Consider the following 13,938-nt stretch of genomic DNA (forward strand, 5'->3'; position numbering starts at 1 on the left):
TTGAGTAGAAAGACTTACAGTTCGGTTTGATTAAACAAATACCCGTTTTGACTTTTGTCAATGGGACAGAAGAAGAAACAATAAGCGGGTAGGTTCTTGCCTATCCGCTTTTATGAATAAAAAATAAAATCTAAAAATAGGAGTAAACAATCTCATGGCTCGTGAATTTTCACTTGAAAAAACTCGTAATATCGGTATCATGGCTCACGTTGATGCTGGTAAAACAACTACAACAGAGCGTATTCTTTATTATACCGGTAAGATTCATAAAATTGGTGAAACACATGAAGGTGCTTCACAAATGGACTGGATGGAGCAAGAGCAAGAACGCGGTATCACCATTACATCTGCTGCGACAACTGCTCAATGGAACAATCACCGTGTAAATATCATCGACACCCCAGGACACGTGGACTTTACTATCGAAGTACAGCGTTCCCTTCGTGTCCTTGACGGGGCTGTAACGGTTCTTGATGCTCAATCAGGGGTTGAACCACAGACAGAAACAGTGTGGCGTCAGGCGACAGAATACGGTGTTCCTCGTATTGTTTTTGCCAATAAGATGGATAAAATTGGAGCTGATTTCCTTTATTCAGTCAGCACACTTCATGACCGTTTGCAAGCAAACGCTCATCCCATCCAGCTGCCAATTGGTTCAGAAGATGATTTTCGTGGTATCATTGACCTGATTACTATGAAAGCAGAAATCTATACAAATGACCTTGGCACGGATATTCTTGAAGAAGATATTCCGGAGGAATATGCAGATCAAGCTAAGGAATATCGAGAAAAGTTGATAGAAGCTGTAGCTGAAACTGATGAAGACTTGATGATGAAGTATCTTGAAGGTGAAGAAATCACTGAAGAAGAATTAAAAGCAGCTATTCGTAAAGCGACTATCAATGTTGAATTCTATCCAGTTCTTTGTGGTTCTGCCTTTAAAAATAAGGGAGTACAAATGATGCTTGATGCAGTTGTTGACTATCTGCCAAGCCCGCTTGATGTACCAGCTATTAAAGGTATTAATCCTGATACAGGTGAAGAAGAAAGCCGTCCGGCTTCTGATGAAGAGCCATTTGCGGCGCTTGCTTTCAAGATTGCGACAGACCCATTTGTAGGTCGTTTGACTTTCATCCGTGTTTATTCAGGTGTTATGAATTCTGGGTCATATGTTTTAAATACAACAAAAGGCAAACGCGAACGTATCGGACGTATCTTGCAGATGCATGCCAACAGCCGTCAGGAAATTGAAACAGTTTATTCTGGTGATATTGCTGCAGCTATCGGATTGAAAGAAACAACTACTGGTGATTCATTAACAGATGAAAAGGCTAAAATTATTCTTGAGTCCATTGAAGTGCCAGAACCTGTTATTCAATTGATGGTAGAGCCTAAAACGAAAGCTGACCAAGATAAGATGGCAATTGGTCTCCAAAAACTTGCTGAAGAAGATCCAACTTTCCGTGTTGAAACAAACCCTGAAACAGGAGAAACAGTTATCTCAGGTATGGGGGAACTCCATCTTGATGTCCTTGTTGACCGCTTGAAACGTGAACATAAAGTTGAAGCTAATGTAGGTGCTCCTCAGGTTTCTTATCGTGAAACTTTCCGCACTCCGACACAGGCTCGTGGATTCTTCAAACGTCAATCAGGCGGTAAAGGTCAGTTTGGTGATGTTTGGATTGAATTTACACCAAATGAAGAAGGTAAAGGATTCGAATTCGAAAATGCTATCGTAGGTGGTGTCGTTCCTCGTGAATTCATCCCGGCAGTTGAAAAGGGACTTCAAGAGTCTATGGCCAACGGTGTTCTTGCCGGTTATCCAATGGTTGATATCAAAGCTAAACTTTACGATGGTTCCTACCATGATGTCGATTCTTCTGAAACGGCTTTCAAGATCGCAGCATCCCTTGCTCTTAAAGAGGCTGCTAAGTCAGCACAGCCTGTCATTCTTGAACCTATGATGTTGGTTACCATCACTGTTCCTGAAGAAAATCTTGGTGATGTTATGGGCCATGTGACAGCCCGCCGAGGACGTGTTGATGGTATGGAAGCACATGGTAATAGTCAAATTGTCCGTGCTTTTGTACCACTTGCTGAAATGTTTGGCTATGCGACTGTTCTTCGTTCTGCATCTCAAGGACGCGGTACCTTTATGATGGTATTTGATCATTATGAAGATGTACCTAAATCTGTTCAAGAAGAAATCATTAAGAAAAATGCTGGAGAAGCTTAATATTAGAATAAGTATATAACCAGTTGTTTATAAAGGGTAAGCTAAGCTTTAAAATGAAACTTAGCTTGCCCTTTTCTTTTTTGGAGATAGAAAATCGTTTGCAATTTTCCTAAAATAGTTATATAATAATTCTGTTGAAAGGTTAGCTTGTGCTTGTATGCTTGTGTAAGTTAATTTTTTCACAGCTGTCTAAAAGGCTGAGCCTTTTAAAATAAATTTTTTTGATTTTCATAAGGAGGAAATCACTAATGGTAGTTAAAGTTGGTATTAACGGTTTCGGTCGTATTGGACGTCTTGCTTTCCGTCGTATCCAAAATGTAGAAGGTGTTGAAGTTACACGTATCAATGACCTTACAGATCCAAACATGCTTGCTCACTTGTTGAAATATGATTCAACTCAAGGACGTTTTGACGGTAACGTTGAAGTCAAAGAAGGCGGATTTGAAGTTAATGGAAAATTCGTTAAGGTTTCAGCTGAACGTGATCCAGAGCAAATTGATTGGGCTGCTGATGGCGTAGAAATCGTTCTTGAAGCAACTGGTTTCTTTGCAAGTAAAGAAGCTGCTGAAAAACATTTGCATGCTAACGGCGGTGCTAAAAAAGTTGTTATTACCGCACCAGGTGGTAATGATATTAAGACAATCGTCTTTAATACCAATCACGATGTTCTTGATGGTACTGAAACAGTTATTTCAGGTGCTTCATGTACTACAAACTGTCTTGCACCAATGGCTAAAGCTTTGCATGATAATTTTGGTATCCAAGAAGGTTTGATGACAACTATTCATGCCTACACTGGTGACCAAATGCTTCTTGATGGACCGCACCGTAAAGGAGATCTTCGCCGTGCTCGTGCTGCAGCTGTAAATATTGTTCCTAATTCAACTGGTGCTGCTAAAGCTATCGGACTTGTTATTCCTGAATTGAATGGTAAACTTGACGGTGCTGCACAGCGTGTTCCAGTTCCAACAGGATCAGTTACTGAATTGGTTGCAGTTCTTGATAAGAAAGTAACTGCTGATGAAGTTAACGCTGCTATGAAAGCTGCTGCAAATGAATCTTACGGTTACACTGAAGATCCAATCGTATCTTCAGATATCGTTGGTATTTCTTACGGATCATTGTTTGATGCAACTCAAACTAAAGTGCTTGATGTTGATGGTAAACAATTGGTTAAAGTTGTTTCATGGTATGACAACGAAATGTCTTATACTTCACAACTTGTACGTACTCTTGAGTACTTCGCAAAAATCGCTAAATAACCACTTATTTACAGTTAAAGAGAGCTTTGGCTCTCTTTTTCTTATGTTATTCATCTTCTGCTTGCACAAAAAGAGAAATTCTTTTTGCTTCTTTAGCTGATTTTGTGATATAATTAGCATGTATAAAAAATTAAAGGAGTCTATATTCATGGCAAAATTGACTGTTAAAGACGTTGATTTGAAAGGGAAGAAAGTCCTTGTTCGTGTTGACTTTAACGTACCTGTAAAAGATGGGGTTATTACAAATGATAACCGTATTACTGCAGCTCTTCCCACAATTAAGTATATCATTGAACACGGTGGTCGTGCCGTTCTTTTCTCTCACCTTGGACGTGTGAAAGAAGAAGCTGATAAAGAAGGGAAGTCACTTGCACCAGTTGCTGCTGATTTAGCTAAAAAATTAGGTCAAGAAGTTGTTTTCATTCCAGGAGTAACTCGTGGAGCAGAACTTGAAGCAGCTATCAATAGCTTGAAAGATGGAGAAGTCCTTCTTGTTGAAAACACACGTTTTGAAGATGTTGATGGCAAGAAAGAATCTAAAAATGACCCAGAACTTGGGAAATACTGGGCATCACTTGGTGATGGCATCTTCGTTAATGATGCATTTGGTACTGCACACCGTTCCCATGCTTCTAATGTAGGTATTTCTGCAAATGTTGAAAAAGCAGTTGCTGGTTTCCTTTTGGAAAATGAAATTGCTTATATTCAAGAAGCTGTTGACAACCCTGTTCGTCCATTTATCGCTATCCTAGGTGGTTCAAAAGTTTCAGATAAAATTGGTGTTATTGAAAACTTGCTGAAGAAAGCTGATAAAGTCCTTATCGGTGGCGGAATGACTTATACTTTTTATAAGGCTCAAGGTATTGAAATCGGTGATTCATTGGTTGAAGAAGATAAACTGGATGTCGCAAGAGAACTTCTTGAGAAATCAAATGGTAAATTAATCTTACCTGTTGACTCAAAAGAAGCTAATGCTTTTGCAGATTATACTGAAGTTAAAGATACAGAAGGTGAAGCCATTGATCCTGGTTTCCTTGGTCTTGATATCGGTCCAAAATCAGTTGCCGAATTTGATAAAGAATTAACAGGTGCGAAAACAGTTGTTTGGAATGGTCCTATGGGTGTCTTTGAAAATCCTGACTTCCAAGCTGGTACAATCGGTGTGATGGATGCTATTGTCAAACAGCCAGGCGTTAAATCAATCATTGGCGGCGGTGATTCAGCTGCAGCTGCAATCAATCTTGGCCGTGCTGATAAATTTTCATGGATTTCTACAGGCGGTGGCGCATCAATGGAACTTCTTGAAGGTAAAGTATTACCTGGCTTGGATGCACTGACTGAAAAATAGGCAGTAAGTTAGAAATCTTTGATTTCATTGACGCAGTTACTGCGCTATAAGTAGATGAAAAGAGCTGACTTCCAGCTCTTTTCTAGTGCATACGCTAAATTTTCTGCGAAAAGAAGTGAGCTTAGAAAATCAGTGAAGGTAAAGAAAAGTACTTCCAGATTTAGCAGCCCTTGCTGATAAGTGATGACATTTTATAAGGAGGCGAGCTTGGAACAAAAAAGTTCCAAGCTCGTTTTTTTATGTAGAGATAAAACTATAAATTCTATATAATGATAACTAAGACTATCTTTTTTCTGACAGAACATGTTAGAATATTAGTATTAGAAGAAAAAGGTAGGAACAGTGTTTAGTAAGTTTAAATTTGATTTTAAAAAATTCAGGTTAGGAATGAGAACTTTTAAATCTGGTTTAGCCGTATTTTTAGTCTTATTACTTTTTGGTCTGCTTGGCTGGAAAGGACTGCAAATTGGAGCTCTAACTGCTGTATTTAGTTTACGTGAAGATTTTGATAAAAGTGTACATTTTGGGACATCACGGATTGTAGGCAATAGTATTGGAGGTATTTATTCTCTTATATTTTTTTGTATCAATAGTCTATTTCATTATCACTATTGGACGACAGTTGTTTTTGTCCCTATATTTACGATGTTAACCATTATGACAAATGTTGCTATAAACAATAAAACAGGTATTATTGGCGGTGTTGCAGCACTGTTAATTATCACTCTTTCTATTCCTAGTGATGAAACGATTTTTTATGTTTTAGCTAGAATATTTGAAACATTTATAGGTGTTTTTATTGCCATTTCTGTAAATTCTGATATTGATAAACTGCGGCAATTTTTAAAGAAGGAAAACTTTTAATTTTTATGTCAGAAAATATAACATATAGGTTGACAGAGAAAAATTTTCAGAATATAATAGAGAACGAAAGGAGGAAGTCATGAAAGAAAAAGAACTGAGACGGTCTATGGCAGTCTTTCCTATTGGAACTGTAATGAAGTTGACGGATTTAACAGCTCGCCAAATTCGTTATTATGAAGATCAAGGTTTGTTGACACCGGATCGCAGTTCAGGAAATCGGCGCTTATATTCACTCAATGATATGGATGTTTTGCTTGAAATCAAGGATTTCTTAGATGAAGGGCTCAACATTGCTGCTATTAAAAAAGAATATGCTGATCGTAGAGATCGTGCGCTGAAAAAGCAAAAAACTTTGACAGATGCAGACGTTCGACGTATCTTACATGATGAACTCCGAAACCAGGGACGTTTTAGCAGCCCAACACAGCACCTTGGTGGTTTACGTATGTAAAATGCGTAACTACAGCAATTGATTTGATTTTTTAAAAGGAGGCCGATATGGCAATCACAGCAGCAGACATTCGTCATGAAGTTGAGGAAAAAAATGTTACCTTTCTTCGTTTAATGTTTACAGACATTTTAGGGATCATGAAAAATGTTGAAATTCCAGCAACTGAAGAACAATTAAATAAAATTCTTTCCAACAAAGCTATGTTTGATGGTTCTTCCATTGAAGGATTTGTACGTATTAATGAATCTGATATGTATCTTTATCCTGATCTCAATACTTGGACTGTTTTCCCTTGGGGTGATGAAAATGGAGCAGTAGGCGGCCTTATCTGTGACGTCTATACGGCAGAAGGAGAACCCTTTGCTGGTGATCCGCGCGGTAATCTGAAAAAAGCTCTTAGGCATATGGAAAATGTTGGTTATAAGTCATTTAACCTTGGTCCAGAACCAGAATTTTTCCTTTTCAAAATGGATGAGCTAGGAAATCCTACTACTGAAGTCAATGACAAGGGTGGATATTTTGATTTAGCACCGACTGATTTGGCTGACAATACTCGCCGTGAAATTGTTAATGTATTAACAAAAATGGGGTTTGAAGTTGAAGCAAGCCATCATGAAGTCGCTGTGGGGCAGCATGAAATTGATTTTAAATATGCCGATGTATTAACTGCCTGTGATAAGATTCAATTATTTAAGCTGGTTGTAAAAACAATTGCTCGCAAACATGGTTTATATGCAACTTTTATGGCAAAACCTAAATTTGGTATTAATGGTTCAGGAATGCATTGTAATATGTCCTTGTTTGATGCGGATGGAAAAAATGTTTTCTTTGATCCAGAGGATCCAAAAGGGATGCAGCTATCTGAAACTGCTTATCAGTTTTTAGGCGGTTTGATAAAACATGCTTATAGCTATACTGCGATTATGAATCCAACGGTTAATTCATACAAGCGTTTGGTTCCTGGTTATGAAGCACCGGTATATATTGCTTGGGCAGGACGTAATCGTTCACCGTTGATTCGTGTTCCTGCTTCTCGCGGTGTTAGTACACGTCTGGAATTGCGTTCTGTTGATCCCACTGCAAACCCCTATTTAGCTTTGGCTGTTCTTCTTGAATCTGGACTTGATGGTATTGAAAATAAAATCGAAGCACCTGCACCTGTAGAATCAAATATTTATGCTATGACCGTTGAAGAACGTAAAGCAGCAGGCATTGCTGATCTTCCATCAACACTTCATAATGCTTTAAAGGCTTTGCAAGAAGATGAAGTCGTTAAAGCAGCCTTAGGCAATCATATTTATACTAGCTTCCTTGAAGCTAAGCGTATTGAATGGTCAAGTTATGCTGCTTTTGTATCGCAATGGGAAGTGGATAATTACTTAGATCTTTATTAAATAAAATATCGCAAATAAAAAGAGTAAACAGATAAGTATGACTGTAGTCCAGTTATAAGCGTTCTGTTTACTCTCTTTTCATCTAAAAAAAGACTTATTTCTATTATTTTGTTACTTTTTTTAATTTCTCCTTAAAATTTTTGAAATAAAAGTAGGTTATTATAGTATTACTACTATGAAGGAGTAAATGAAATAATAGTTATGAAAAAACATTTGTTAGAAAAAGCGGCTTTTACCGTTGCAGCAACAGCAGCAACGGTAGTTTTGGGAAATAAGCTAGCCGATGCAGACACTTACACACTTCAAGAAGGGGATTCCTTCTATACCGTTGCTCAAAAATATAATATGGATGTTTATGAATTAGCAGCACTTAACGGAAAGGATGTTAGTAGTCTTATTTTACCAGGTCAAACTTTAACAGTTAATGGAACTCCGGCAGAACAGCAAGCAGCTCCTGCTAATCAGCCGGCAGCAGAACAAGAGCAGCAACAACAACAGCAAACTACAAATGGCAATACTTATCCAGTCGGTCAATGTACATGGGGAGTTAAGGAAGTAGCTCCTTGGGCAGGAGACTGGTGGGGTAATGGTGGCGATTGGGCTGCCAGCGCTGCTGCACAAGGTCATGCTGTCGGAAATACCCCAACTGTTGGTTCTATTGCCTGCTGGACAGACGGAGGTTATGGGCATGTAGCCTATGTTACTGCTGTTGGTGCAGATGGCAATATTCAAGTCTTAGAGTCTAATTATAAGGATCAACAGTGGATTGATAACTATCGTGGATGGTTTAATCCTAATAATAGTGGGACACCAGGTTCTGTCAGCTATATTTATCCATAATTAAAAAGAAACTAAGCAAAATATGCTGACTTCAAAAGTTAGATAAAAAATATTAATGAGAGATTGAGATTTGTATTAACAAGACTCAATCTTTTTATTTTACTTTTAATCATTTGCTCTTATCCTGTTCTCCATCGTGTTTTAGTTCATCTAAAATGTTTTAGATAGCATAATCTTCTTGTTTGACTTTACCCATTAGTATTTTATTTTTTCTAACTTAATATTTCCCAAAAAACACCCTAAAAGTTAGATATAAAATCTAACTTTTAGGGTGTAAGTTATTTCTTTTTTTAATGTTTATCCGGTGTTAATATCATCGGAATGATAATGGGTTCTCGTTCTGTTTTCTCATATAGATAAGGTCTTAAGGCATTGACAATAGCTCCGTTAACAGATTGAATGCTAGCTTCTTTATTTTTCAAAGCGATACGAATAGCATTGAAAAGAATGCGCTGACTGTTGCGGATCAGATCACCTGATTCACGCATATAAATGAAGCCTCTGCTGAGAATGTCGGGTCCAGCCAAAATCATTTTGGTTTTAAAGTCGACTGTAGCAACGGCTAAAACAACTCCATCTTCTGAGAGATCGTGACGGTCACGCAAAACAGCTGCGCCAATATCGCCAATTCCATTGCCATCAACATAAATATCTTGGGCATTGAAGTGGCCTGCTCGTCTGGCAGAATCTTTTGTCAGAGCCAGAACATCTCCATTTTCCATGATGAAGATGTTTTCTTTAGGAACTCCTGTGTCAATAGCTAGACCTGCATGGACTTTCTGCATACGGTATTCGCCATGAACCGGCATGAAATATTTTGGTTTAATCAGACGAAGCATAAGCTTTTGTTCTTGCTGACCGCCGTGGCCGGATGTGTGGATGTTATTAACCTTACCATGGATGACTTCGACGCCAGCTTCTTGAATCGTATTGATTAGTTTATTAACACTTGTTGTGTTGCCAGGAATGGGGCTGGATGAGAAAATAACAGTATCGCCTGGCTGCAGTTGTACTTGGCGGTGTGTTCCATTGGCAATACGTGAAAGTGCTGCCATAGATTCCCCTTGGCTGCCAGTACACATAATCATGATTTCACTGGCATGGTACTCTTTTATTTCATTTGGTTCAATAAAGGTTCCTTTAGGGACTTTTATATAGCCTAACTCCATCCCATTGACAATAGCTTTTTCCATTGAACGGCCAAAGACAGCAATTTTGCGGCCTGTTTTAACAGCAGCTTCTGCTGCTTGCTGCAGACGGAAAATATTGGAAGCAAAGGAGGCAAAAATAATGCGTCCGTGAATGCCTTCAATGATGTTCATGATTGATTGGCCAACAACTTTTTCAGAATTGGTAAAGGTCGGAATTTCTGCGTTGGTTGAGTCAGACAAGAGACAAAGCACACCATCTTCACCAAGAGCTGCCATACGGTGGATATCAGCAGGTTCTCCAACTGGAGTCCAGTCAAATTTAAAGTCACCTGTGCAGACAACTTTTCCTTGAGGAGTATGAATAACGATACCTAATGGTTCTGGTATGGAATGGGTTGTACGGAAAAAAGTGACATTGAGATTCTTAAAAGTCAGCTCAGTATTATGGTTGATTTCATACATCTTAGCATCACGCAAGAGACCGTGTTCCTCTAATTTGCCGCGAATAAGAGCCAGCGCTAAAGGTCCAGCATAAATAGGGATATTAGCCTGCTTAAGCAAAAAAGGGATTCCGCCAATGTGATCTTCGTGCCCATGTGTGATGACAAGAGCTTTAATACGATCAATATTTTCTATAATGTAAGAATAATCAGGAATAACATAGTCAATACCAAGCAGATCATCTTCAGGAAATTTAATTCCTGCATCAACAATAATAATTTCGTCTTGATATTCAATTCCGTAGGTGTTTTTACCAATTTCTCCTAGTCCGCCTATGGCATAGACACCTACTTCTTCAGATTTTAAATTAATATTTGCCATTTTAGAACTCCGTTAATTGAAAGGCACCTGTTTCTTTTTCGTACTCAAGGTGCTTATCTGAGAGTAACTCAACTAGTTCGATGTTGTAAGAAGTTTTTTCTTCGACCATTTGACGGGCTTTGATGCGTCCTTCAAGTTCGTTTTGAGCATCAACACTGAGGTAGAGAGTTTTAGTCTGTTCACGGCGCGGACTGCGGTCTTTGGTTTCTTGATAGAAAACTTTATAAATCATTTTGTTCCTTTCTGTTATATCATGATTAATCCAAACTACAAAAAATCGGTCAAATATAAGATCTTGTTATATTTGACAGGAAATTATGAAATTTTTATGAGTAATAGGTTTAACCTTGATTCGTTAACAATTAGTTCAATTATATCATAAAAGCAGGAATTGTAAAAGAAAGAGAAAAATAAGGGAGTGAGGCAAACGCTCAGACGAAGTCTTCGATTTTTCAGCAAGTCCCAGTTTCTATTTGCTGACCTCAAACAGTCCACAAAGACTGTTTTGATTCACCTCCGCACAGTTGGTTAAGCTCAAAAGATCCAAGAGGACGTTTTGAGACTATCACTTGTATAGTAAGGGATAAGGATGTCCAACCAACCACTGCATCTTGCCAGTCAAACGACAAAAATACGTGGGGGGTATGGGGCTTGGGACTTTTGTCTTAGCTTTTTATTGAGAAATTCTGCTCTTTTTGAAAGTCATTTTAAGCGGTACCCAATAAAAATTTTACTCATTTTTACATATAGTTCTCCTTTAGAAAATTGATTTCCTAGGACAAATACCCATGATTGCGGTACCATTTGATCGTATCTAGCATGGTTTCTTCAACTGGTCTAAACTGCCCTCCTAATTCATTTTTCATCTTGGTTTGGTCAAAGTGGGTACGTTGGTATTCTTCATTAAAGAGTTCCACCAGATCTTTACTGACTAAAATAGGCTTTCCAGTGATAAAGTGATAAATTTCATTCCAAATGGCAAATAATCGAAGGAGAGGCATGGGGATCCGTTTTTTAGGAGCAGGAATGCCTGAAACCTTCTCCAAAGTTTTCATCACTTCTTCCATGGTCATGTATCTGCCAGCAGCTAAATATCGTTCTCTATTACGTCCGTACTTCATAGCAAGAATATGAATATCAGCAACATCTCTGGCATCCGCAACACTGTAACTGGCTTTGATGATTCCTGGAAGTTTTTGCTGCATGTAATTCAAAATCATCTGTCCAGTTGATGTGGGCCCCATGTCACCTGGACCATACATTGATCCCGGCAGGACAAAAGTGATAAAGGCATCAGGATGCTTATCAAGGAAATTGTGGACAGCTTGATCGCTCAGAATTTTGCTGCGGTAGTATTCAATTTTTGTACTCGGATCTCGTGACATGGTTTCATCAATGAGCTGATTGGGCTCACCTTTAAGGACTGCTATAGAAGAGGTGTGGACTATTTGGCGAATTCCGGCATCATAGGCAGCCTGCAGAAGATCGAGGGTGCCTGTAATATTGGTATCATAGAGTTCTTGCCAATGCTTTCCGCCTTTATGGCTATCGCGGAAAAAAGCGGCTGTGTGAAAAAGACTGTCACAGTCTGCTAGGTAATCTTTGTAACTTTCAGGCTTGAGTATATCTCCTTGAACAAGGTGGATAGGCAGCTGGTCAAACTGTTGTTTAGCTTTATCCATAGAACGTACGAGAGCAGTGACTTCTATATTTTCTTTGAGAAGAGCCCGAACGAGATTATTGCCTAAAAGACCTGTAGCGCCAGTTACAAAGGCGTGTCTAATAGTGCGAGATGAGTTATTAGTATTCATAGTTGCTGTTCTCCTTTTTGGCTTATTGCTAAGAGTATGACGGTAATAGATGACATGTCATCTATTACTTATCGTATCTTTTTAGTATTTTATTGTCAACAATTTGCTTAATCTGGTGTAAAATAGTAGAGAACATTAAATGAAAGAGGAGGAGATATGGCATCCTTAGGGAAACAATTTAGATATTTATTTAGAAGCGCAGATAATATAGCTATGGAAAAATATGGTCATCTAATGGCCTCTTTAGGCCTAACGCCTAATCAAAGCGAAGTTCTCCTCATTTTGAATGAATATGCCCCCTTATCTTTGAAAGCTTTAGGTGAGCTGCTGATTTGTGAGAAAAAAAGTCCCAGTAGGTTGGTAAAAAGCTTGATTCAAAAAGGATTGGTCACAAAAGAAATCTCAAAAGAAGATCGCCGCAGTGCCTTGCTTTTTTTAACGGAAGCTGGCAGACATTTAATTCCTAAAATTGAGCAGCAAGAACAGCTTTTTGATCAATCAATGGAGCAAGCTTATCCGCAAGAATTGAAAATCATCAATGATTTGCTGACAAAGTATATTCAAGGCAGTTTTTACGAAGACAAATTAAAGCGCCGCTCCCTCTGGGATGAAGAGTAGAAGGGAAAGTTATGAAAATTTTAGCATTTGATACATCAAGCACAGCGCTTTCTGTTGCTATCTTAGAAGATGATCAATTATTGGCAGATACTGTTTTGACAATCAAAAAAAGTCATAGCAGCAGTCTGCTGCCAGCCATTGATTTTCTGATGCGATCAGTCCATTTAAGTCCACAAGATTTGGATAGGCTTGTTGTTGCCCAAGGTCCCGGATCTTATACGGGTCTGCGCGTGGCGGCAGCGACAGCTAAAACCTTGGCCTATACCTTGGCTATTGAACTGGTAGGAGTATCTTCCTTGCAGGCCTTGGTGCCTGCAGATACAGTTGGTTTAGTGATACCGATAATAGATGCACGGCGGCAATATGTTTATGTTGGCTTTTATGAAAATGGCAAAGCCAAACAGCCTGATACTTATATTGCTTTGACAGATTTGCTTGAGAAGCTTAAGGATATAGCGCAGCTGACTTTTGTTGGAGAAGTCGAAGCTTTTCGGTCTCAGATTGAGAGGCATTTTCCGCAAGCTAAAATCATTGAGACTTTGCCATCTGCTTTTGAAATTGGGAAATTAGGCCGAAAATTGCAGCCAGTTGACGTTCATGCTTTTGTTCCCAACTATCTCAAAAAAGTAGAAGCAGAGGAAAACTGGCTCAAGACTCACAAAGAATCTGGTCTCAGCTACGTCAAGCGGGTGTAAGCGATGAAAGATGGGAAAAACCAAGAGACAGCAGCTATTATTTTTGAGATTTTAAAAGATGTTTATGAGATCTCCCCTTGGAGTAAAGAGCAAATTTTGGTGGATATGAATCGTCCGGAAGTTGATTACTTTTTTGCCTATGATGGCAAGGAAATTGTTGGTTTTTTATCCATACAGCACTTAGTTGGAGAATTGGAACTGACCAATCTAGCTGTCAAAAAAAATTATCAAGGGCAGGGTTTGGGCAGTCAGTTGCTGGAATTTTTAACCAAGGAGGAGCTTCCTGTTTTTTTGGAAGTTAGAGCTTCCAATCAAACAGCACAAGCCCTGTATCAAAAATTCGGTTTTCAGGCTGTTGCGAAAAGAAAAAATTATTACCGCAGTCCTAAGGAAGATGCGATTTTAATGAAACGTGAAAGTTTAATCGGTTATTAAAAAAAGAAAGA

At 38.6% G+C, this 13,938-nt stretch carries 13 protein-coding genes; 10 read left to right on the forward strand and 3 right to left on the reverse strand.

Annotation, left to right across the window (positions count from 1 at the left end):
* Positions 1-154 precede the first annotated feature (154 nt).
* From fusA to STRMA_RS09055, 7 genes are all read left to right on the forward strand, one after another.
* Complete coding sequence (fusA, locus tag STRMA_RS09025) at positions 155-2,236, forward strand: elongation factor G (RefSeq protein ID WP_003079725.1); 2,082 nt, start codon at positions 155-157, stop codon at positions 2,234-2,236.
* 248 nt (positions 2,237-2,484) lie between these two features.
* Complete coding sequence (gene gap, locus STRMA_RS09030; protein ID WP_003082371.1) at positions 2,485-3,498, forward strand: type I glyceraldehyde-3-phosphate dehydrogenase; 1,014 nt, start codon at positions 2,485-2,487, stop codon at positions 3,496-3,498.
* A gap of 148 nt (positions 3,499-3,646) precedes the next feature.
* Positions 3,647-4,846 carry a phosphoglycerate kinase gene (locus STRMA_RS09035; protein WP_003081763.1) on the forward strand — a complete coding sequence of 400 codons (1,200 nt, stop codon included), beginning with the start codon at positions 3,647-3,649 and terminating at the stop codon, positions 4,844-4,846.
* A gap of 387 nt (positions 4,847-5,233) precedes the next feature.
* On the forward strand, positions 5,234-5,710 hold the full coding sequence (locus tag STRMA_RS09040; RefSeq protein WP_003081937.1) for an FUSC family protein: 477 nt from the start codon (positions 5,234-5,236) through the stop codon (positions 5,708-5,710).
* A 79-nt stretch (positions 5,711-5,789) separates the two neighbouring features.
* Entirely contained in the window at positions 5,790-6,161 is a 372-nt protein-coding gene (locus STRMA_RS09045) for a MerR family transcriptional regulator (RefSeq protein ID WP_003079547.1), read from the forward strand.
* Between the two features lie 47 nt (positions 6,162-6,208).
* Positions 6,209-7,555 (forward strand): type I glutamate--ammonia ligase, encoded by a 1,347-nt coding sequence (gene glnA / locus STRMA_RS09050; protein WP_003079435.1) that lies wholly within the window; start codon positions 6,209-6,211, stop codon positions 7,553-7,555.
* A gap of 201 nt (positions 7,556-7,756) precedes the next feature.
* Complete coding sequence (locus tag STRMA_RS09055) at positions 7,757-8,395, forward strand: COG3942 and LysM peptidoglycan-binding domain-containing protein (protein ID WP_003081231.1); 639 nt, start codon at positions 7,757-7,759, stop codon at positions 8,393-8,395.
* 290 nt (positions 8,396-8,685) lie between these two features.
* Here the strand turns inward: STRMA_RS09055 and rnjA are convergent, their stop codons facing one another.
* From rnjA to STRMA_RS09070, 3 genes are all read right to left on the reverse strand, one after another.
* The gene (gene rnjA / locus STRMA_RS09060; protein WP_003081853.1) at positions 8,686-10,368 is read right to left on the reverse strand and encodes a ribonuclease J1; all 1,683 of its coding nucleotides are present in this window, start codon (positions 10,366-10,368) and stop codon (positions 8,686-8,688) included.
* 1 nt (position 10,369) lies between these two features.
* Entirely contained in the window at positions 10,370-10,600 is a 231-nt protein-coding gene (locus STRMA_RS09065; RefSeq protein ID WP_003079028.1) for a DNA-dependent RNA polymerase subunit epsilon, read from the reverse strand.
* Between the two features lie 541 nt (positions 10,601-11,141).
* Positions 11,142-12,179: an SDR family oxidoreductase gene (locus STRMA_RS09070; RefSeq protein ID WP_003082173.1), complete on the reverse strand. Its 1,038-nt coding sequence runs from the start codon at positions 12,177-12,179 to the stop codon at positions 11,142-11,144.
* A gap of 156 nt (positions 12,180-12,335) precedes the next feature.
* Between STRMA_RS09070 and STRMA_RS09075 the strand changes: the two genes are divergently transcribed.
* The 3 genes from STRMA_RS09075 to rimI are packed head-to-tail and all read left to right on the forward strand — an operon-like array spanning position 12,336 to position 13,927.
* Positions 12,336-12,797 (forward strand): MarR family winged helix-turn-helix transcriptional regulator, encoded by a 462-nt coding sequence (locus tag STRMA_RS09075; RefSeq protein ID WP_003079533.1) that lies wholly within the window; start codon positions 12,336-12,338, stop codon positions 12,795-12,797.
* Positions 12,798-12,808: 11 nt separating this feature from the next.
* Positions 12,809-13,492, forward strand: coding sequence for a tRNA (adenosine(37)-N6)-threonylcarbamoyltransferase complex dimerization subunit type 1 TsaB (gene tsaB / locus STRMA_RS09080; RefSeq protein ID WP_003081560.1), 684 nt, complete (start codon positions 12,809-12,811; stop codon positions 13,490-13,492).
* A 3-nt stretch (positions 13,493-13,495) separates the two neighbouring features.
* Positions 13,496-13,927 carry a ribosomal protein S18-alanine N-acetyltransferase gene (gene rimI, locus STRMA_RS09085; RefSeq protein WP_003079358.1) on the forward strand — a complete coding sequence of 144 codons (432 nt, stop codon included), beginning with the start codon at positions 13,496-13,498 and terminating at the stop codon, positions 13,925-13,927.
* The last annotated feature ends 11 nt before the right edge of the window (positions 13,928-13,938 follow it).

The sequence above is a fragment of the Streptococcus macacae NCTC 11558 genome (genome assembly GCF_000187995.2).
Classification (GTDB): domain Bacteria; phylum Bacillota; class Bacilli; order Lactobacillales; family Streptococcaceae; genus Streptococcus; species Streptococcus macacae.

Coding starts and splice junctions, on each gene's coding strand:
- fusA (WP_003079725.1), top strand. CDS start 155: ATGGCTCGTGAATTTTCACTTGAAAAAACTCGTAATATCGGTATCATG.
- gap (WP_003082371.1), top strand. CDS start 2,485: ATGGTAGTTAAAGTTGGTATTAACGGTTTCGGTCGTATTGGACGTCTT.
- STRMA_RS09035 (WP_003081763.1), top strand. CDS start 3,647: ATGGCAAAATTGACTGTTAAAGACGTTGATTTGAAAGGGAAGAAAGTC.
- STRMA_RS09040 (WP_003081937.1), top strand. CDS start 5,234: ATGAGAACTTTTAAATCTGGTTTAGCCGTATTTTTAGTCTTATTACTT.
- STRMA_RS09045 (WP_003079547.1), top strand. CDS start 5,790: ATGAAAGAAAAAGAACTGAGACGGTCTATGGCAGTCTTTCCTATTGGA.
- glnA (WP_003079435.1), top strand. CDS start 6,209: ATGGCAATCACAGCAGCAGACATTCGTCATGAAGTTGAGGAAAAAAAT.
- STRMA_RS09055 (WP_003081231.1), top strand. CDS start 7,757: ATGAAAAAACATTTGTTAGAAAAAGCGGCTTTTACCGTTGCAGCAACA.
- rnjA (WP_003081853.1), bottom strand. CDS start 10,368: ATGGCAAATATTAATTTAAAATCTGAAGAAGTAGGTGTCTATGCCATA.
- STRMA_RS09065 (WP_003079028.1), bottom strand. CDS start 10,600: ATGATTTATAAAGTTTTCTATCAAGAAACCAAAGACCGCAGTCCGCGC.
- STRMA_RS09070 (WP_003082173.1), bottom strand. CDS start 12,179: ATGAATACTAATAACTCATCTCGCACTATTAGACACGCCTTTGTAACT.
- STRMA_RS09075 (WP_003079533.1), top strand. CDS start 12,336: ATGGCATCCTTAGGGAAACAATTTAGATATTTATTTAGAAGCGCAGAT.
- tsaB (WP_003081560.1), top strand. CDS start 12,809: ATGAAAATTTTAGCATTTGATACATCAAGCACAGCGCTTTCTGTTGCT.
- rimI (WP_003079358.1), top strand. CDS start 13,496: ATGAAAGATGGGAAAAACCAAGAGACAGCAGCTATTATTTTTGAGATT.